The following is a 16790-nucleotide window of genomic DNA, read 5'->3' on the forward strand; positions in this document are numbered from 1 at the left end:
CTAAGACTCTTTGCGCCGATGGTACTGCAGGGGGGACCCTGTGGGAGAGTAGGACACCGCCGGACTTAACTTAAACAGAAAAGCCACCCCACGGGGTGGCTTTTCTGCGTTAACGATCCGTTTGCCCGGTGAGCTCCCCGAACTTCTCCGTGATCGGGCAGTTGACCGGCTACTCTCGAAGGCACGAACGAAGGAGTTCCGTGTCCAGCAGGGTTGTCATTCGAGGCGAGAGCGTGGTCGGTGAGAGACGCGTCGCAGCGACACCGGACAGCATCAGGAAGCTGAGGGCTGCCGGCCTCGAGGTGGCATTCGAATCAGGGGCCGGGCGATTCGCCGGCGTCCCCGATGACGCCGTTGCGGCAGCAGGCGCTGACGTCACTCCTGGCCCGATCGCCGGCGACGTCCTCTTCCATGTGCGTCCATTGACGGCATCCGATATCACGGCACTGGCGCCGGGGACCATCACCGTCGGTACGGTCGATCCCTTCAACAACGTCGCGGCCGTCACAGCGGCAGCATCGGCCCGCGTGACGATGTTCGCGCTCGACTTCCTCCCGCGGATCTCACGGGCGCAGTCGATGGACGTGCTCTCGTCGCAGGCGCTGATCGCCGGGTACAAGAGCGCACTGGTAGCAGCAGACACGTTCGGGCGGATGTTCCCGATGACCATGACCGCTGCGGGGACCCTCGCGCCGACTCGGGTCCTCGTACTCGGGGCCGGGGTGGCGGGCCTGCAGGCGATCGCGACAGCCAGGCGGCTGGGCGGTGTGGTCAGTGCATACGACGTTCGCTCCTCGTCATCGGAAGAAGTCCGCTCGGTCGGGGCCACCTTCATCTCGCTGGACCTCGAAGCGGCAGATGCCGGTGGCGGCTACGCGCGGGAACTCGGAGAGGCACGGGCCCAGCGACAACGGGACCTCCTCACCCCACACGTCGTCGCCGCGGACATCATCATCACGACCGCCGCCGTGCCCGGCCGCCCGGCGCCGCTGCTGGTCACCTCTGCGATGATGGCGGGGATGAAGGCAGGATCCGTGGTCGTAGACCTCGCCGCCGAGTCCGGTGGAAACGTCGAGGCATCCGTCGCGGGGGAAAGGATCCCGTTCGCCGCAGAGTCCGGAACCGTGACGGTGATCGGCGTGAAGGACATCCACTCGGAACTCGCCGTCGACGCATCGAAGCTGCTCGCGATGAACTTCGCCAACTTCCTCACCGCCCTGACCGTGGACGGTGTCGTCGTTCCCGACTTCACCGACGAACTCGTGAGCGGATCGTGCCTCACCCACGGTGGCGCTGTCGTCCACCCGCGACTTTCCGACCTGATCTCCGACGAGGCGAGGCGCTGATGGATGCTTTCGCCCTCGTCACGATCACCGTCCTGGCGGTCTTCCTCGGCTTCGAAGTCGTCTCGAAGGTCTCGAGCACGCTCCACACACCGCTGATGTCCGAGGCCAACGCCATCCACGGAATCATCCTCCTCGGAGCGATCATGGTGGCCGGGCAGGCAGCCGACCCGGTGACCCTCGTCCTCTCCCTCCTCGCCGTTCTGCTTGCGACGATCAACATCGTCGGAGGGTTCGTGGTGACCGACAGGATGCTGGTCATGTTCGCGTCCAAACCGCGCCGGTCAGCGCCGAGGAAGGATCCGTCGTGAACCTCCTCAACGAGAACGTGGTGCTCGTCTGCTACCTGATCGCAGCGGTACTCTTCATCCTCGCCCTGAAGGGGCTGAGCTCCCCGCGCACCGCGCGACGTGCCAACCGCCTCGGTGCCGCCGGTGCGGTGATCGCGATCATGGCATACGTGCTCGGCCATGAGATCAGGAACGGCATGTGGATCGCGCTGGCCGTCGTCGTGGGTGCGGCCATCGCCGTGCCTGCGGCCCGACAGGTGCGGATGACCCAGATGCCGCAACTCGTCGCCGCCTTCAACGGGGTCGGCGGCGGTGCAGCCGCCCTCGTCGCCATCGTCGAGTTCACCCACGGCCCGGATGCCTGGAGCGGCGCGGTCATCGCGTTCACGGTGTTCATCGGCGGTGTCTCGTTGACCGGGTCGTTCGTCACCTTCGGGAAGCTGCAGGGGATCATCACGTCCCGAGCGGTGGTGTTCCCCGGGCTCGGTCTGATCCTCGCTGTCCTGACGGTGGCTGCGGTCGGCACCGCGGTCACCATGGCCATCACCGGGAACCTCCTCCTCGCCGCTGTGCTTCTCGCGCTCGGACTCGTGATCGGCGTGTTCTTCGTCTTGCCGATCGGGGGAGCGGACGTTCCCATCGTCATCTCGCTGCTGAACGCGTTCACCGGTCTCGCCGTCGCGGGCTCAGGTCTCGTGCTCTCGAACATCCTGCTTTTGATTGCCGGCACTCTCGTCGGCGCGAGCGGAACGATCCTCACCATCTCCATGGCGACGGCCATGGGCAGGAGCGTGACCGGGATCGTGTTCGGCGCGTTCAGACGCTCGGTGAAAGGCGGAGGCGATGCCGGAGACGCCGACCGCGCCGTCCGGACAGTGACGCCAGAGGACGTGGCCATCCTCCTCGAGTACTCCTCGAGGATCGTCATCGTGCCCGGCTACGGGCTCGCGGTTGCCCAGGCCCACCATGCCGCAGCCGAGCTCGCCGACCATCTCAGGGAACGCGGGGCCGATGTGGTGTTCGGCATCCACCCCGTCGCCGGGCGGATGCCCGGTCACATGAACGTTCTGCTGGCAGAGGCGAACGTGCCGTACGAATCGCTCGTCGAGATGGACGTGGTGAACGGCCAGTTCAAGTCGACGGACCTCGTGCTCGTCATCGGGGCCAACGATGTCGTCAATCCGGCGGCCAAGTCTTCGCCCGGATCGCCGATCTACGGCATGCCGATCCTCCACGTGGCGGAAGCGAAGCAGGTGGTCTTCCTCAAGAGAAGCCTGAGCCCGGGCTTCGCCGGAATCGAGAATGAGCTGTTCTACGACCCGAAGGTATCGATCGCGCTCGGTGATGCCAAGGCGACGCTGTCCCAGCTGCTGGCGCTCGTGAAGGCGGACGTGTAGGCGCGTGGCTCTTGAAGCGTCATCAGGCGGACCTTATGATGGCGCTGTCCGCACGAGGAGGGCCGATGGAAGAACTGACGGAGAAGCAGATCAGGGAATCGTTCGTGAACTGTTCCCAGGAGGACGCCTCGCGGCTGTTCGTTCCGTCGGGTCTCGGCTATGCGCCGTGGGACGAACTCGACTACTTCGGCTGGCGCGATCCGGGCTCCCCCGGGCGATACCACCTCGTCTATTGGCGCGGTGAAGAGCCGGTCGGCATCGTCCTTCGCCGGGCCGACCAGGCGAAGACCCGCTACCGCTTCCACATGTGCAGCCTCTGCCACACGGCGCAGCCCGGAGACGACGTCGCCCTGTTCGTCGCACCGCTCGCCGGTGAGGCCGGGCGGAATGGCAGCACGGTCGGTACCTACATCTGCGCCGAACTCACCTGCTCGGCCCAGGCCCGGATGGGCTCACCGGTGTCGCCTCACCAGGCCGGTCCGTACTCCCTGGTGCGCGCGAACCGGAGCCGCCTGCTCGAACGCGTCGACCGCTTCCTCGCCGATGTCGATCGTTCGAGCTGAGCCGTTCTAGGCCTGGCAGCGTGGGCACCAGTAGCTGTCACGTTCCTCGGTTTCACGCGCGCCGAGAGCGCCCTTTTTGATCCGGGTCCCGCAGCGTCGGCAGGCCTGGCCTTTCCGGCCGTAGACCCAGGTCTGGCGCCCGGGCCTGGTGTCCCCAGTCGTTGTCCGTTCCACCCGGTCGCGGTTCGCCAGGATCAGGCGCGACGCCAGGGCGACGAGCGCCGCAGCATCCGTTTCTCCGATCGGGCGGGTAGGAAGCACGCCTCGCAGGAAGCAGAGTTCGTTGGCGTACACGTTGCCGAGCCCTGCGAGGTTGCGCTGGTCGAGGAGCGCGACGGCCGTCGGGCGCTCCGGCGCGGCTGTGAGGTGGGCGAGCGCGACATCGGCGTTCCAGGACTCGCCGAGAAGGTCGGGCCCGAGGTGCCCGACGACACTGTCTTCGTCGTCGCGGTGGATGAGTTCGACGATTCCGAGATCGAATCCGACACTGAGCCATTCGGCCGACCCCACGATCGCCCGCGCCTGGAACGCGGGCCGCTTCCACGTCGACCCGGGCCGGTAGAGGTGCCACGACCCCTCCATCTTCAGGTGGCTGTGCAGGCTGTAATCGCCGACCCGGTGCAGCAGGTGCTTGCCGCGGCTGACAACGCCCTCGATCCGCTCACCGGTGAGGTCGCTCGTGGCGAAGGCGGGCACACGGAGGTCCCAGGTCGAGACGGTCGCCCCCTGCAGTCGCTCGTTGAGGTGCTGCGCGGCACGAAAGACGGTGTCGCCCTCAGGCATGCCGGATCCTGAGCCCGCGCGGGGTCTCGGTGAAGCCGGCCTCGCGCAGGGCGGCAGCGACGGCTGTGCCGAGGACGAAGTCACCGTTGGCCTTCTCGACAGCCAGCTTGTCGATGCGGCCGCGGCGCACGAGGTCGGCGACGGATGCCGCGGCGACGGTGAGCACGGCCTCGTCGTCCGTGAACGTCAGCAGCGTCTTCCCGCCGCGTTCGACGTACAGGGTGAGAGCGCCGTCGACCAGGGTGACGAGGCTTCCGGCCTTCCGGCCCGGCCGGTGTTTGGTCCCCGCGCTGTCGAGAGCCGGCCAGGGGAGTGCGGCTCCGTACGGGTTCGCGGGATCGGTGGCCGCGAGCGTCACGACCTCGCGATCGGCGGCATCCGGAACGTTGTTCGAATCCGACCTGGCGAACGTCCGCAACCGGTCGACGGTGCCGGCGGTCGAGAACTGTGCCGCGCCGAGTCCGTCGATGAAGTATCCGCGACGGGCCCTGCCGGTGTCTTCGAAAGTACTGAGGACCCGGTAGGTGAGTGCGAAGCCGCCCGGTACGCCCTCACCCATCACGGACCCCCTGGTGACGACGCCGTATCGCTCGAGCAGGGTCTCCGCCGTCGCCGCGGTGCGGATCGTCGCATCCTGTTCAGGCAGGGGGAGGATCGACCAGCGACCGCCGAGCGTCGGGGCGACCCGCGTCGACATCGACGGGCGGGCGAGAGGGCGGCCGCGGTACATCCGTGACCGCGGTGCCGCCCGCTGGGTCCGATGCGCGCCGCCGCCGTGCCCGGTGAGGGTCCGGAGCGGGGCGAGCGTGTCGTTGGTGATGAGCCCAGCCCAGACCAGTTCCCAGAGGGCGGTGACCAGCGCGGAGTCGTCTGTCGCTCCAGTGGTCTCGGCGAGCTGAGGGAAGAAGAACGCGCCGCCGCCGCCGAGCGCAAGGAGCACCTCACGTTGCAGCGCATCGGGCTGGTGTTCGGGGACGAGAGGGAGGGTGAGGTTGGCGGTCTCGGCCAGGTGCAGCGACACCCAGCCGTCGTTCCCGGGGAGCGCGCCTGCCCCAGACCAGAGGACTTCACCGGTGGCGGTGAGTTCGTCGAGCATGGCGGGGGAGTAGTCCGTCACCCGCTGCGGAAGGATCAGGGATTCCCACGCGGACGCCGGGATGTGAGCCCCGGCGAGCTGGTCGATGACCGCTGCGACGCCGTCGATACCGGTGAGGCGGCCGCCGACGTGCTGCCAGTGCGGAAGAAACCGGGCGAAGGCGTGCTGGTCGACCGGTTCGACCTCGTGCCTCAGCGCGGCGAGGGAGCGGACGCGGAGGCGACGGAGCACCTCGGAGTCACACCACTCGGTGTTGTCTCCGATGGATTCCCGGCCGGTGGCGAGGAACTCGCCACGCATCACCCGGCGCTGGTCGGCAAGCCGGACGAGGGTGTGCTGGGCGACGGCGCTGCCGAGGCCGAAACGGTCTGCGGCCTCCTGGGTGGTGAACGGCCCGTGCGTCCTGGCGAAGCGCGCGATCAGGTCGCCGACCGGGTCGGCTACGGGTTCGATGAAAGCGACGGGTACGCCGATCGGCAGGGGCACGCCGAGGGCGTCCCTCAACCGGGCCGAGTCCTCGATGGCCGCCCACCAGGATGCGCCGGCGAACGTGACGGCGATGGCGCGCTTGGCGCGGGACAGTTCGGCGAGGTGCACCGTTGCGTCCTCGAGCGGATGCTCCGACTCCAGCCGGGCGCTCACCTCGTCGAGTGTCAGAGGCCCGAGCATCCGCAGCAGGTCGGCGACACCCTCGACGCCGCGTGCCTTCCGCGACTCGGCGAGACGCTGCAGCTCAAGTTCGGTCTGTGCGATGACGCCCGGGTCGAGCAGTTCGCGCAGCTCGACCTGACCGAGGAGCTCGGCCAGGAGGGCCGAGTCGATGGTGAGTGCAGCCGCCTTGCGTTCGGCGATCGGGCTGTCGCCCTCGTACATGAACGCGCCGACGTAGCCGAACAACAGCGATTTGGCGAAGGGCGACGGGGTGTCCGTCGTGGTCTCCACGATCCGGATGCCCCGGCTGGCCAGCTTTCTCGCGATGCCCAGGAGGGCAGGCAGGTCGTATGCATCCTGCAGGCACTCGCGGACGGTCTCGAGGATGATCGGGAACGCCGGGTACTTGCGAGCGACATCGAGCAGCTGCGCCGATCGCTGCCGTTGCTGCCACAGCGGCGCCCGCTTGCCCGGCGAGTAGTTCGGCAGCAGCAAAGCCCGCGCCGCGCACTCCCTGAACCGTGAGGCGAACAGTGCCGAACCGCCGACCTGCTCGGTCACGACGGCCTCGAGCTCGTCGGCGTCGAACACGAACAGCTCGGCGCCCGGCGGTTCGAGTTCGGTGTCCGGGATGCGCACGATGATGCCGTCGTCGCTGGCGATCGAGGCTCCGTCGATGCCGAACCTCTCCTGCACCCGCGCCCCGACGGCCAGCGCCCACGGAGCGTGCACCTGCATGCCGTATGGGGAGTGGAGAATGACCCTCCAGTCGCCGAGTTCATCGCGGGAGCGCTCGACGACGAGGGTCTTGTCGCTCGGAATATGCCCGGTGGCCGTGCGCTGGTCGGTGAGGTACGCGACGAGGTTGGTTGCGGCCCGCGAATCGAGACCCGCCCCTGCCAGCCGCTCGGCGGCATCCGTCTCGCTTGCTGCATCGATGTCACGCATGAACGCGCCGACGGCCTCGCCGAGCTCAGCGGGCCGGCCGAGTCCGTCGCCCTTCCAGAACGGAAGTCGACCTGGTTGGCCGTACGCGGGCGTGACGATCACCCGGTCGTGGGTGATCTCCTGGATCTTCCAGCTCGTCGCCCCGAGGGCGAAGATGTCGCCCACCCGCGACTCGTAGACCATCTCCTCGTCGAGCTCGCCCACGCGGGAGCCTGCACCGGACGCGTCGCCTGATGCCATGTAGACGGCGAACAGACCGCGGTCGGGAATCGTGCCCCCGCTCGTCACAGCGAGTCTCTGAGCACCCGGCCGCCCGGTGATCGTTCCCGCGTCGCGGTCCCAGACGATCCGGGGCCGCAGTTCGGCGAACTCATCGCTCGGATAGCGACCAGCGAGCAGGTCGAGGGTCGCCTCGAACGCCGACCGGGGGAGCCGCGCGAAAGGCGCGCTGCGTTTCACCTGCTCGAACCAGGTCTCGACGTCGAGCGGCTCGAGTGCCGTCGCGGCGACAGTCTGTTGGGCGAGGATGTCGAGGGGGTTCGTCGGGACGGCGAGCGACTCGATCTGACCCGATACCATGCGTTCGGATGCCACCGCCGAGTTGACGAGGTCTGCACGATGCTTGGGGAACAACACTCCACGGGAGATCTCACCCACCTGGTGGCCCGCCCGGCCGACCCGCTGCAGCCCACTCGCGACAGAGGGAGGCGACTCGACCTGCACGACGAGGTCGACCTCACCCATGTCGATGCCCAGCTCGAGGCTCGACGTCGCCACGACGCAGCGGAGCCTGCCCGACTTGAGGTCGTCCTCGATGAACGCCCGCTGCTCCTTGGAGACGGAACCGTGATGGGCGCGGGCCAGTTGGGGAGCGGCCTCGTCGCGCGCGGCCGTCTGCCCGCTTCCGCCCATCAGGGCAGCAGGAGCTCGGCCCCCGGCCACGGCATCGACGAGGATTTCGTCTGGGACGGATTCGGCAGACCGGATGTCGTAGATCTCGTTGAACCGGGCGGTGAGGCGCTCGGCGAGGCGCCGTGAGTTGGCAAACACGATCGTCGACCGGTGCTCGAGGATGCGGTCGACGATGGCTTCTTCGACGTGCGGCCAGATCGACCCGGCGCGCTCGCCGTCCGGCAGGATCGCACCGGCCGCTGAGCCCTCCGGCGTCTGCTGCGCTGCGGCCGGGAGGTCAGTCATGTCGTCGACGGGCACCACGACCCGGAGGTCGAACCGCTTGGACGCCGGAGGGGCGACGATCTCGACGGGTGCGGTGCCGCCGAGGAATCGCGCAACCTCCTCGCGCGGCCTCACGGTAGCGGAGAGGCCGATCCGCTGGGCGGGCTTCTCGAGGAGGGCATCGAGCCGTTCGAGCGAGAGGGCGAGGTGCGCCCCGCGCTTGGTCGCGGCGACGGCGTGGACCTCGTCGATGATCACCGTCTCGACCGACTTCAGGGTCTCGCGTGCGGCTGAGGTGAGCATGAGGAACAGCGACTCGGGCGTCGTGATGAGGATGTCAGGCGGTGTCTTGGCCAGCGCACGCCTGTCGGCGGCCGGGGTGTCGCCCGAACGCACACCGACCGTGACGTGCGGGACCTCGGCGCCGAGTCGGATCGCGGTCTGGGTGATGCCGGTCAGGGGGGCGCGCAGGTTGCGCTCGACATCGACACCGAGCGCCTTGAGCGGGGAGATGTACAGCACACGCGTGCCTGGCTCGGTTCTGCGCGGTTCGGCCATGAGCCTGTCGATCGACCAGAGAAAGGCGGAGAGCGTCTTGCCCGAACCGGTCGGCGCGACGACGAGGGCGTGCGAGCCGCGGGAGATCGCATCCCACGCGCCGACCTGGGCGTCTGTGGGCGCGGCGAACGCGCCGCTGAACCAGGCGCGGGTGGCCGGGGAGAATCGCTCAAGCACGTTGCTCACGGTTCCATCCTGCCTGACACCACTGACAGCATCCGGGGAAGCGCTCGTGAACGGTCGTCAGAGCTGTCGTTCGATGAACCCGCGGACGTCTGCGAGCTCCTGCTGCGAGATGGCGTGGGTGAGCCCGTCGTAGATCCGGCCGACGAGCCGGGTGTGTCCCGGGAGCCAGTCGGTGGTGTGCTCGACGGCTGCAGCGGGGATCACGTCGTCGAGTGTGCCCCGTCCCCAGAAAACCGGTGGACGCCGTTCGGCGAGGGCGGCGTCTCCTGGCTGTGGTGCCGGTGACGCGTACCCGGAGAGGTTGACCGCGAACGAGAACCGCTCGGGTGCCGCGCGCAGCAGTTCGATCGACATCGCGCCTCCCTGCGAGAAACCGAGCAGCCCGATCGACTCCGGCGTATACGGCAGCCCGTCGATCCACTCGAGCACGGCGGCGGTCGACTCGGCCAGCCCGGCCTCGTCGGGGCTTCCCGGCTTGTCGATCGGATACCAGGACCACCCGTCGATGGGGAACGGGGCGACCAGCGGAGCGCGGAGGGCGGCGATCACCGGTTCGAGCGGCAGGAACGGAGCGAGCTGGAACAGGTCGGCTTCGTTCGATCCGTATCCGTGGAGGACGATGAGCAACGAGCGGTCCTCGCGGTCCTCCTCGCCTGCCGACCAGAGAACGGCCTCCGGATCGATCGTGTGGGTGGCCATCGGATTCTCCTTGTTCGGGCAGCGGATCCAGCCTACCGACCCCGAACCTGGTGGTGGCGGTCGGCGGATCCGGCAAACCGGGTAAGAATGGACCATGAGCGTTCGCACCCCAGACCCCGACCAGCCGCAGGATCCATCCGCGAGCCCGACTCCTGGCTGGCTCAGTGACATCGAGCTGGAAGAGGTTCGACGTCGACTCCCTCTCCTCTATGTCGAGGCGATCCCTGTGCGGGTCGACGGCCTCGGCGTGGTCACAGAGGTCGGCATCCTGCTGCGCGCGACGGCCACCGGCCAGATGACCAGGACCCTTGTTTCCGGTCGGGTGATGTACGGCGAGACGCTGCGTGACGCGCTCTTCCGCCACCTCGAGAAGGACCTCGGGCCGATGGCGTTCCCGCTGCTCCCGGCGTCGCCGACCCCGTTCCATGTGGCCGAGTACTTCCCGATGCCTGGCATCTCCGCCTACACCGACGACAGGCAGCACGCGGTCTCTCTCGCCTACGTCGTTCCGGTCACCGGTACCTGCGACCCGCGCCAGGACGCACTGGAACTGACCTGGATGACACCGGAGGAAGCCCAGACGGATGCCGTCAGCGCCGAGATGGAAGGTGGCCGCGGAACGCTCCTCCGGCTCGCTCTCGCGTCCGTGGGGCGACTTTCCTAACGGACGTACCTGACTTCGTGGATCTCTTCGCCGAGGAACGGCTCGGTGTGCTCGGCGCCGTCGGCGACGAAACCGTTCTTCTCGTAGAAGTGGCGGGCGCGCATGTTCGTCGACAGGACCCACAGGTAGGCCGGCTGGTCGCCGATCGCCGCGTCGAACAGCTTCTGGCCGGTGCCTGTGCTGCGGAACTCCGCGAGCATGTTGATGAAGTACAGCTCGAGCGGCCTGGGTGCGTCGTCGTCCCTGGCCGGTCCTGATCCGGAGAACCCGACGACCTCGCCGTCATGGACGGCAGCGAACTGGTGGTACCCGTCACCCTGGTTCATCCAGTGCGTCCACAGCTCGGCCATGCGGCGGGGGGACAGCCGTTCGAGGGCGGCCTTGCTGATCACTTCGTCGTACGCCTCGTGCCAGCACTGGGCGTGAACGCGTCCGAGCGACTCTGCGTCGACGTCCCGCACCGGGCGGACGATGATCTCGTGAACGGGGGAAACAACAACGTCGGTGTCCATACCGTGACCATACCCCCGCGTCCGGCGCGGTGAGAAATCGGCGGAACCCCCGGTTGACAAAATCAGGCGGCGGGCCAGGGGTTGCCACGGTTTTCGAGACGCCAGGCGAGCTTCGATCCGGACCAGCCGTCGGTGACCGCAGCGACCTTCACATCGACGAGTCCGAGGGTGAGTGCGGGGACCCAGATCAGATTATCGTCGACATGGCCCACGACTTAACGGCGAAAGCCACCGCGGCCGGTCGACGCATCGGAGATGCGAGAACCGGACGCGATGGCTTCCGGAGAAGGTGCTGTCTAGCGGCCGCTGGAGACCCGGCGGTGCGTACGCTGGCCGCCGGTCGCCGCGCCACCAGAGGTGGACGGGCGGGCTGACCGCTCAGGACGTGCCTGGGCGGGACGCGCGGAGGACGCACCCTCGTGGCGACGGCCGGTGGTGCCTGCCGTCGACGTGGAGTAGTCGCGAGACGAACCCGAACGTGAGCGTCCGCCGCCCTGGCCCTCACGAGCCGAGCGCTTGCGCTGGGCGTTGGCGCCCTGCGAGCGTCCACCGCCCTGCGGTGCTGCCTGGCGCGGTGCCGGCTTGACGTATGCGGCGACCTCACCGACGAGCGCGGTGACCTCGGCCGACTTCGCCGTGACGCCGACAGGCGTGACGGTGATGGCGGCCTTGCGCAGCAGCTGCGCGAGGTCCTTCTTCTGGGTCGGGAGGCAGATGGTGACGACGTCTCCTGCGCTGCCTGCGCGGGCGGTGCGGCCCGAGCGGTGCAGGTATGCCTTGTGCTCCATCGGCGGGTCGACGTGGATGACGAGTTCGACGTCGTCCACGTGCACGCCGCGCGCCGCGACATCCGTTGCGACCAGGACTCGGGCGCTGCCGTCGCTGAACGCGGCAAGGTTGCGGTCACGCTGCGGCTGCGAGAGGTTGCCGTGCAGGTCGACGGAGGGGATGCCCGCGTCGGTGAGCTGCTTGGCCAGCTTCTTGGCGTGGTGCTTGGTGCGCATGAAGAGGATGCGGCGGCCGGTGCCCGACGCGAGGGTCTCGATGAGGTCCTTCTTGGAGTCGGGACCTGACACCTCGAACACGTGGTGGGTCATCGCCGAGACGTGGCTGGTGGCCTCGTCGACGGAGTGGAGGACCTCGTTGTGCAGGAAGCGGCGGACGAGCTTGTCCACACCGTTGTCGAGCGTGGCCGAGAAGAGCAGGCGCTGTCCGTTGGACGGCGTCTTGTCGAGGATGCGGGTGACGACCGGCAGGAAGCCGAGGTCGGCCATGTGGTCGGCCTCGTCGAGCACGGTGATCTCGACGGCGTCGAGGTTGACGAAGCCCTGCTTCATCAGGTCCTCGAGGCGGCCGGGGCAGGCCACGACGATGTCGACGCCCGCCTTCAGCGCTGTGACCTGGCGGGTCTGGTTGACGCCGCCGAAGATCGTCGTGGTGTTGAGGCCGTATGCCGCCGCGAGCGGGGTGAGTACCGCGGAGATCTGCGTGGCGAGCTCACGGGTCGGAGCGAGGACGAGTCCGAGCGGCCGGCCGGGGCGGCGCTTGCCGCCGGCGAGCTTTCCCCCGAGGCGTGCCGCCATCGGGATGCTGAACGCGAGGGTCTTGCCCGAGCCGGTCTTTCCGCGGCCGAGGACGTCGCGGCCACCGAGGGTGTCCGGGAGGGTGTCGACCTGGATCGGGAAGGCGAGGGTCTTGCCGTCTGCGGCGAGTGCCGAGACGAGTGCTGTGGGGACGCCGAGTTCGGCGAAGGTGGTTTCTGGGACAGTTTCTGACAAAGTGGTGCCTTTCGGGGCATCAGCATCCCGTACGGATCTCGACAGGCGAAATCGCTGGAGCGGGAGAGAGTGGCGAAGGTGGCGAAGGCCACATCCGTTCGCCGTATGAAGAGTCATCGACCCGGAATCCTTGACGGATTTCTCGGGGAGAGAGGAAGCGTTCTACGACGCAAGGGGCACAATGGTGGGCCCGCAAGTACCTCTAGCTTAGCGGGTCGAGTCGCCTGTTGGCTGACAGGCCGCCCTGAACCGCCGGTCAGCCGTAACATTCGACGGGTCTGAACTGCCATCCGTGGGCTCAGGCGTCTGCGGGTTCGGCCTCTGGCGGCTGCACCGGCTCGAACGCCCAGTTCGGTGCCATCTGGGTCAGGCGGATGCCACGCCACTGCCACATCGTCCACATCGGCATCCACAGCGCCGCGGCGGCGGGGCCGCCGAAGTCGAGCCGGTCGCGGTAGAGCGTCTTCCCGTCCTGGCCCGGCGCTGGAGCGACGGCCATCTGGTGGCGCCAGCCGTCGAGCAGGGCGAGTGGGCCGGTGAGCGGCCGGCCGGAGTCGACCAGGATCCTGACTCCCGGCACCCGGCTGAGGTCGAAATCGAGGTCGATCCGCTGGCGCCCGACCGGGACCACGCCTGCGCCGCGCACGGAGACGTCCATGCTGCCGGGCTCCCACAGGGTCGGCACAGGGCCGTCGGGGTCGAGCTCGAGCAGCGGCGAATACAACTCCCGCAGGACGGCGGGCGAGCGGAGTGCGCGCCACGCGTCGTCCGGCTCGCAGTCAAGGATGAGTTTCAGTTGCACGCGCATGCTCCCAGTCTCGCCGTCATCGGCCGGCTCCGTTCCGAATTGCGGAGATTCAGACCGAATTCCCCGTCAGGGGCCGGGATCGGAGCGGTGCGACGGGAATCTCCGAAGTTAGCGACCGGGCATGCGCTAGACAGGGAGCATGGCGATTCGGTACTGGCTGGCGGTGGCTTCACGTGACCACGTGCGCACCGCCGTCGACGTCGGGTTCGCGCAGACGAACCACGGTGCTCGTGCCGGCCTCGACTCGATGGACGAATCCGACGGCATCGTCTACTACTCCCCGAGAACCGAACATCCGGACGGCGACGTACTCAGGCATTTCACCGCCATCGGCCGGGTCGCAGACGACAGCGTATACCAGGCGCTCTCCCTGGACTGGAGGCCGTGGCGCAGGCGGGTCGACTGGGACCTGGCGGCGGAGTCGGCTCCGATCAGGCCCCTGCTCGGCGCGCTGGACTTCACGCGCAACTCGCCCAACTGGGGGTATCAGTTGCGGGCAGGGCTGATCGAAATCTCGCGGCACGACTTCGAGACGATCCGCCAGGCGATGCAGCGTCCGTCCCCGGACGATCGGCGGTACCCGGAGGAACGCCGCTGGGCGTAACGGAACGCGGAGCGACATCCTCCCGCGGTTAGTCTGGGGGACATGTCTGATCGCCTCGAAGCCCCGAACACCGTCACCGTGAACCCTTCAGAGAGCCAGGCGAAGTACCAGGTCCGGTTCGACATCGGCGTCGGCGGCGTCGAGCGCATCGGTCACGCGGACGTTCTCGTCTGGGTCGACTCGCTGGGCCTGGCCGACCACGACATCCCTGCAGCCTCGCCTGCCGGCGCCGTGATCGCCGCCGACCTGACGAACCGCAGCGCAGCAGCCGCCTGGGTCCTCGCCCATCAGGTGCGGCTCGGCCGCCGGGTCTCGATCGCCGTCGTCGCAGCGGGAAGGGACGGATCGTTCTCCGCCGCTGACGTGCTCGCCTCCGGCGCGGTCGTCGACGCCCTCGTCACCATCGGTATCGACTTCACCTCACCTGAAGCGGCCGTCGCGTGCGCGTCGTTCGTGAACCTGAAGAACGCCGTCGCCCATCTCTTCACGGCATCCGTCGACGGTCAGTCCCTTATCGCTGCCGGGGAGCGCGACCGCGTCGTCGCAGCGGCCATGGTCGATGCGTCGGACGACGTCCGTGTGCTGAAGTCCTGAGCGCGGTGAGGATCACCGGGTGACGGCCGCATCGCGCGGGAGTGCGCGGGCCCTGTGGGCGCGGACCTTGTTCCGGTTGCCGCACCGCTGCATCGAACACCAGCGGCGGTTGCCGGCGCGCGAGGTGTCGAGGTAGATCAGTCCGCAATCGTCTGCGTCACAGGTACGGATGCGGCCTGCGGTCGTCCCTGAGAACAGCGAGACGGCATCCCGGGCCACGGTCGACAGTGCCTGGGCCGCCCTCGGCTCGGTGCGCCCGGCCTGCATCGCGCCACCTGCGAGTCTCGGTGGGATGTCCGGGGTGGCCGCATAGAGGTTGAGCAGGTCGATCTCGGCCGAGTCGCCGGCTCTCCCGGCGCTCGCCGCACGGGCGAGGCCGCTGATCGCCCCGCGCAGCCGAATCGCATCGGCGAGGTCCCTGCTTCCTGCAGCTGCGCTGGGGAGCCGTCCGCTGAGCCAGGCCGTGAGATCCGCCGGGGAATGGAGGGTCTCGCCGGGCTGGTCCTCGAGAGTTCCGTCGGCGGTCACGCTCCCGGTGTACGCGAAGTCCAGCGCGAGGGACCCGGAATCGAACCACCATCTGGTTCCTTCAGGAGTGGGAAACCACTGGCCGGTGACGGGAACAGTCGTTGCCACTTCGTTCATGTAACCAATATATTCGGTTACATGGATGCGTCGATCCAGGTGACCTTCGACACCGCCGACCCGCACGCCCAGGCCGACTTCTGGGCGGCCGTGCTCGGCTACGAGGTCGAGAACGGGCCTGAAGTCTCCGAGTTCGTCGACTCGCTCGTCGAATCGGGCCGACTCCCGCCTGACGAGCGGATCTACCGCAACGGCCGGTCCCTGTTCAAGGTCGCGGCTGCTGCACATGACCCGTCAGGGAAGAGACCACGGCTCTACTTCCAGCAGGTGCCGGAGGGCAAGGTCGCCAAGAACCGCGTTCACCTCGACCTCAACGTCGGTGAGGAGAACGTGCTCGCGGAGGTGGCGAGGGTCGAGGCGCTCGGCGCGACACGGTTGTGGGTCACGAGCGATCGTGGCCCGGTGACCTACACGATGCGGGACCCCGAAGGCAACGAGTTCTGCATCGCCTGACCCGGCTGGTCAGAGCAGCTTGCGCAGTGTGCGCAGGTTCCTCGTCGTGGTCAGGATGCCGGGGGTCTTCGCGGCGCGCTTCGAGAACGTGCTGTCGGTCGACATTCCCTTGCGAACCTCCCAGTAGAGGACCCCGTCGCCCGGCTGCACCCGTTCGATCTCGTCATCGAGGCCCGCCGCTGCGTCGGTGAGCGCCGCGACATCCGTCCGTTCGCCGGTGAAGATGACATACGGCTGCCTGTCGTCGACCTCGGGGAACGGATACGCGTCGACGATCGATGCGACGGCCGGCTGATCGGTGACGATCACCCGCGCCGGGTAGCCGAACTCCTCGGAGAGTCCGCGCTCGATGGCCGCTGCCTGCTCGACGTGGCTGCCCGCTCCGGCGAAGAGCACGTTGCCGCTGGCGAGGACAGTGCGGACATCGCTGAAGCCCAGTCCGCGGAAGACGTCGGCCAGCTGGGCGGATTTCACGGTGACTCCGCCGACGTTCACCCCGCGCAGCAGGGCGATCCGGCGTGCCGCGCTCATGATGCCTGCGCTGCGGCGCGCTGGCGCATGGCCGGGGTGATGGCCCGATGCACCCAGCTGATCTCGAAGAGCGGGTCGAACCGGCGGGAGCACACCCCGCAGGAGGTGTGGCGCTTGGGCTGCCGGTACCGGTACAGCGTGTGGCCGTTCGGGCAGGAGCCCACCCACGGTGCGAGTTCGTCAGCCGTTTCTCCGTGGTGCACCCGTGAGCCCTCGTAGCCGAGCTCAGCGGCGATCCGCTTCCACGACTGGCCGTGCCCTGCGCGAGGACCGGCGAGGGCGTGCGCCACCTCGTGGAGGAGGATCTGGTGGATCTCGTCGTCGTCGAACCGGCTGGCGAGGTAGCGGGAGACCGTGATGCGCTTCGTCGAGAAATTGCACAGGCCAGCGCGACGCTTGGCATTGTCGAATCCGAACGACCAGACGGCCGGATCCAGATGCAGCTTGATCAGAGCATCGGCCCACAACCGTACTCTCGCCAGATCGGACATGGGAATACGGTAGCGCGCCC

Annotated in this window: 18 protein-coding genes; 8 read left to right on the top strand and 10 right to left on the bottom strand. The window is 68.2% G+C overall.

Annotated elements, in window-relative coordinates:
- Positions 1 to 200 precede the first annotated feature (200 nt).
- The 4 genes from AC1M2K_RS16045 to AC1M2K_RS16060 all read left to right on the top strand — a co-directional run bounded on the left by AC1M2K_RS16045 (position 201) and on the right by AC1M2K_RS16060 (position 3593).
- Positions 201 to 1346 carry a Rossmann-fold NAD(P)-binding domain-containing protein gene (locus AC1M2K_RS16045; RefSeq protein ID WP_480241755.1) on the top strand — a complete coding sequence of 382 codons (1146 nt, stop codon included), beginning with the start codon at positions 201 to 203 and terminating at the stop codon, positions 1344 to 1346.
- The gene (locus AC1M2K_RS16050) at positions 1346 to 1654 is read left to right on the top strand and encodes an NAD(P) transhydrogenase subunit alpha part 2 (protein ID WP_480239165.1); all 309 of its coding nucleotides are present in this window, start codon (positions 1346 to 1348) and stop codon (positions 1652 to 1654) included. The genes AC1M2K_RS16045 and AC1M2K_RS16050 overlap by 1 nt, the downstream gene beginning before the upstream one ends.
- A complete protein-coding gene (locus AC1M2K_RS16055) occupies positions 1651 to 3030 on the top strand; it encodes an NAD(P)(+) transhydrogenase (Re/Si-specific) subunit beta (protein WP_480241756.1) in 1380 nt (459 codons plus the stop codon). Before AC1M2K_RS16050 ends, AC1M2K_RS16055 begins: the two co-directional genes overlap by 4 nt.
- Before the next feature lie 65 nt (positions 3031 to 3095).
- Positions 3096 to 3593 carry an FBP domain-containing protein gene (locus AC1M2K_RS16060; RefSeq protein WP_480241757.1) on the top strand — a complete coding sequence of 166 codons (498 nt, stop codon included), beginning with the start codon at positions 3096 to 3098 and terminating at the stop codon, positions 3591 to 3593.
- A gap of 6 nt (positions 3594 to 3599) precedes the next feature.
- Here the strand turns inward: AC1M2K_RS16060 and AC1M2K_RS16065 are convergent, their stop codons facing one another.
- From AC1M2K_RS16065 to AC1M2K_RS16075, 3 genes are read right to left on the bottom strand one after another with little or no spacing between them, the layout of a single operon-like run.
- Complete coding sequence (locus tag AC1M2K_RS16065) at positions 3600 to 4376, bottom strand: DNA-formamidopyrimidine glycosylase family protein (protein WP_480241758.1); 777 nt, start codon at positions 4374 to 4376, stop codon at positions 3600 to 3602.
- Positions 4369 to 8991, bottom strand: a complete 4623-nt coding sequence (locus AC1M2K_RS16070) for an ATP-dependent helicase (RefSeq protein ID WP_480241759.1) — start codon at positions 8989 to 8991, stop codon at positions 4369 to 4371. The genes AC1M2K_RS16065 and AC1M2K_RS16070 overlap by 8 nt, the downstream gene beginning before the upstream one ends.
- 57 nt (positions 8992 to 9048) lie before the next feature.
- Positions 9049 to 9690, bottom strand: a complete 642-nt coding sequence (locus AC1M2K_RS16075) for an alpha/beta hydrolase (RefSeq protein WP_480241760.1) — start codon at positions 9688 to 9690, stop codon at positions 9049 to 9051.
- 94 nt (positions 9691 to 9784) lie between these two features.
- Between AC1M2K_RS16075 and AC1M2K_RS16080 the strand changes: the two genes are divergently transcribed.
- Positions 9785 to 10354: an NUDIX hydrolase family protein gene (locus tag AC1M2K_RS16080; protein ID WP_480239171.1), complete on the top strand. Its 570-nt coding sequence runs from the start codon at positions 9785 to 9787 to the stop codon at positions 10352 to 10354.
- Here AC1M2K_RS16080 and AC1M2K_RS16085 read toward each other — a convergent pair.
- The 4 genes from AC1M2K_RS16085 to AC1M2K_RS16100 form a co-directional block, all read right to left on the bottom strand.
- Entirely contained in the window at positions 10351 to 10866 is a 516-nt protein-coding gene (locus tag AC1M2K_RS16085) for an N-acetyltransferase family protein (RefSeq protein WP_480239172.1), read from the bottom strand. The genes AC1M2K_RS16080 and AC1M2K_RS16085 overlap by 4 nt on opposite strands.
- A 62-nt stretch (positions 10867 to 10928) precedes the next feature.
- Complete coding sequence (locus AC1M2K_RS16090) at positions 10929 to 11078, bottom strand: hypothetical protein (protein ID WP_480241761.1); 150 nt, start codon at positions 11076 to 11078, stop codon at positions 10929 to 10931.
- Positions 11079 to 11162: 84 nt separating this feature from the next.
- On the bottom strand, positions 11163 to 12644 hold the full coding sequence (locus AC1M2K_RS16095; protein ID WP_480241762.1) for a DEAD/DEAH box helicase: 1482 nt from the start codon (positions 12642 to 12644) through the stop codon (positions 11163 to 11165).
- Between the two features lie 298 nt (positions 12645 to 12942).
- Positions 12943 to 13452: a hypothetical protein gene (locus tag AC1M2K_RS16100; protein ID WP_480241763.1), complete on the bottom strand. Its 510-nt coding sequence runs from the start codon at positions 13450 to 13452 to the stop codon at positions 12943 to 12945.
- Between the two features lie 139 nt (positions 13453 to 13591).
- On the opposite strand from AC1M2K_RS16100, the gene AC1M2K_RS16105 reads away from it, so the two are divergent.
- Both AC1M2K_RS16105 and AC1M2K_RS16110 read left to right on the top strand, forming a co-directional pair.
- Positions 13592 to 14056, top strand: coding sequence for an EVE domain-containing protein (locus tag AC1M2K_RS16105; protein WP_480241764.1), 465 nt, complete (start codon positions 13592 to 13594; stop codon positions 14054 to 14056).
- Between the two features lie 42 nt (positions 14057 to 14098).
- Positions 14099 to 14650: a 2-phosphosulfolactate phosphatase gene (locus AC1M2K_RS16110; protein WP_480241765.1), complete on the top strand. Its 552-nt coding sequence runs from the start codon at positions 14099 to 14101 to the stop codon at positions 14648 to 14650.
- A 12-nt stretch (positions 14651 to 14662) separates the two neighbouring features.
- On the opposite strand, the gene AC1M2K_RS16115 is transcribed toward AC1M2K_RS16110, so the two are convergent.
- Positions 14663 to 15295 (bottom strand): CGNR zinc finger domain-containing protein, encoded by a 633-nt coding sequence (locus AC1M2K_RS16115; protein WP_480241766.1) that lies wholly within the window; start codon positions 15293 to 15295, stop codon positions 14663 to 14665.
- A gap of 21 nt (positions 15296 to 15316) precedes the next feature.
- Here AC1M2K_RS16115 and AC1M2K_RS16120 point away from each other — a divergent pair, with 21 nt between their 5' ends.
- Positions 15317 to 15748 carry a VOC family protein gene (locus tag AC1M2K_RS16120; protein ID WP_480241767.1) on the top strand — a complete coding sequence of 144 codons (432 nt, stop codon included), beginning with the start codon at positions 15317 to 15319 and terminating at the stop codon, positions 15746 to 15748.
- Positions 15749 to 15757: 9 nt separating this feature from the next.
- Here AC1M2K_RS16120 and AC1M2K_RS16125 read toward each other — a convergent pair whose 3' ends face one another.
- Together AC1M2K_RS16125 and AC1M2K_RS16130 are read right to left on the bottom strand one after the other, a co-directional pair.
- The gene (locus AC1M2K_RS16125) at positions 15758 to 16279 is read right to left on the bottom strand and encodes a DUF1697 domain-containing protein (RefSeq protein ID WP_480241768.1); all 522 of its coding nucleotides are present in this window, start codon (positions 16277 to 16279) and stop codon (positions 15758 to 15760) included.
- Positions 16276 to 16770 (bottom strand): SprT-like domain-containing protein, encoded by a 495-nt coding sequence (locus AC1M2K_RS16130; protein WP_480241769.1) that lies wholly within the window; start codon positions 16768 to 16770, stop codon positions 16276 to 16278. The genes AC1M2K_RS16125 and AC1M2K_RS16130 overlap by 4 nt, the downstream gene beginning before the upstream one ends.
- Positions 16771 to 16790 lie beyond the last annotated feature (20 nt).

This window comes from Mycetocola sp. Y171 (assembly GCF_056713165.1).

Excerpts from the sequence above, each read along its gene's own strand:
- AC1M2K_RS16050 (WP_480239165.1), top strand. The coding sequence starts at position 1,346 with ATGGATGCTTTCGCCCTCGTCACGATCACCGTCCTGGCGGTCTTCCTC.
- AC1M2K_RS16105 (WP_480241764.1), top strand. The coding sequence starts at position 13,592 with ATGGCGATTCGGTACTGGCTGGCGGTGGCTTCACGTGACCACGTGCGC.
- AC1M2K_RS16080 (WP_480239171.1), top strand. The coding sequence starts at position 9,785 with ATGAGCGTTCGCACCCCAGACCCCGACCAGCCGCAGGATCCATCCGCG.
- AC1M2K_RS16115 (WP_480241766.1), bottom strand. The coding sequence starts at position 15,295 with ATGAACGAAGTGGCAACGACTGTTCCCGTCACCGGCCAGTGGTTTCCC.
- AC1M2K_RS16085 (WP_480239172.1), bottom strand. The coding sequence starts at position 10,866 with ATGGACACCGACGTTGTTGTTTCCCCCGTTCACGAGATCATCGTCCGC.
- AC1M2K_RS16110 (WP_480241765.1), top strand. The coding sequence starts at position 14,099 with ATGTCTGATCGCCTCGAAGCCCCGAACACCGTCACCGTGAACCCTTCA.
- AC1M2K_RS16060 (WP_480241757.1), top strand. The coding sequence starts at position 3,096 with ATGGAAGAACTGACGGAGAAGCAGATCAGGGAATCGTTCGTGAACTGT.
- AC1M2K_RS16130 (WP_480241769.1), bottom strand. The coding sequence starts at position 16,770 with ATGTCCGATCTGGCGAGAGTACGGTTGTGGGCCGATGCTCTGATCAAG.
- AC1M2K_RS16065 (WP_480241758.1), bottom strand. The coding sequence starts at position 4,376 with ATGCCTGAGGGCGACACCGTCTTTCGTGCCGCGCAGCACCTCAACGAG.
- AC1M2K_RS16125 (WP_480241768.1), bottom strand. The coding sequence starts at position 16,279 with ATGAGCGCGGCACGCCGGATCGCCCTGCTGCGCGGGGTGAACGTCGGC.
- AC1M2K_RS16120 (WP_480241767.1), top strand. The coding sequence starts at position 15,317 with ATGGATGCGTCGATCCAGGTGACCTTCGACACCGCCGACCCGCACGCC.
- AC1M2K_RS16075 (WP_480241760.1), bottom strand. The coding sequence starts at position 9,690 with ATGGCCACCCACACGATCGATCCGGAGGCCGTTCTCTGGTCGGCAGGC.
- AC1M2K_RS16100 (WP_480241763.1), bottom strand. The coding sequence starts at position 13,452 with ATGCGCGTGCAACTGAAACTCATCCTTGACTGCGAGCCGGACGACGCG.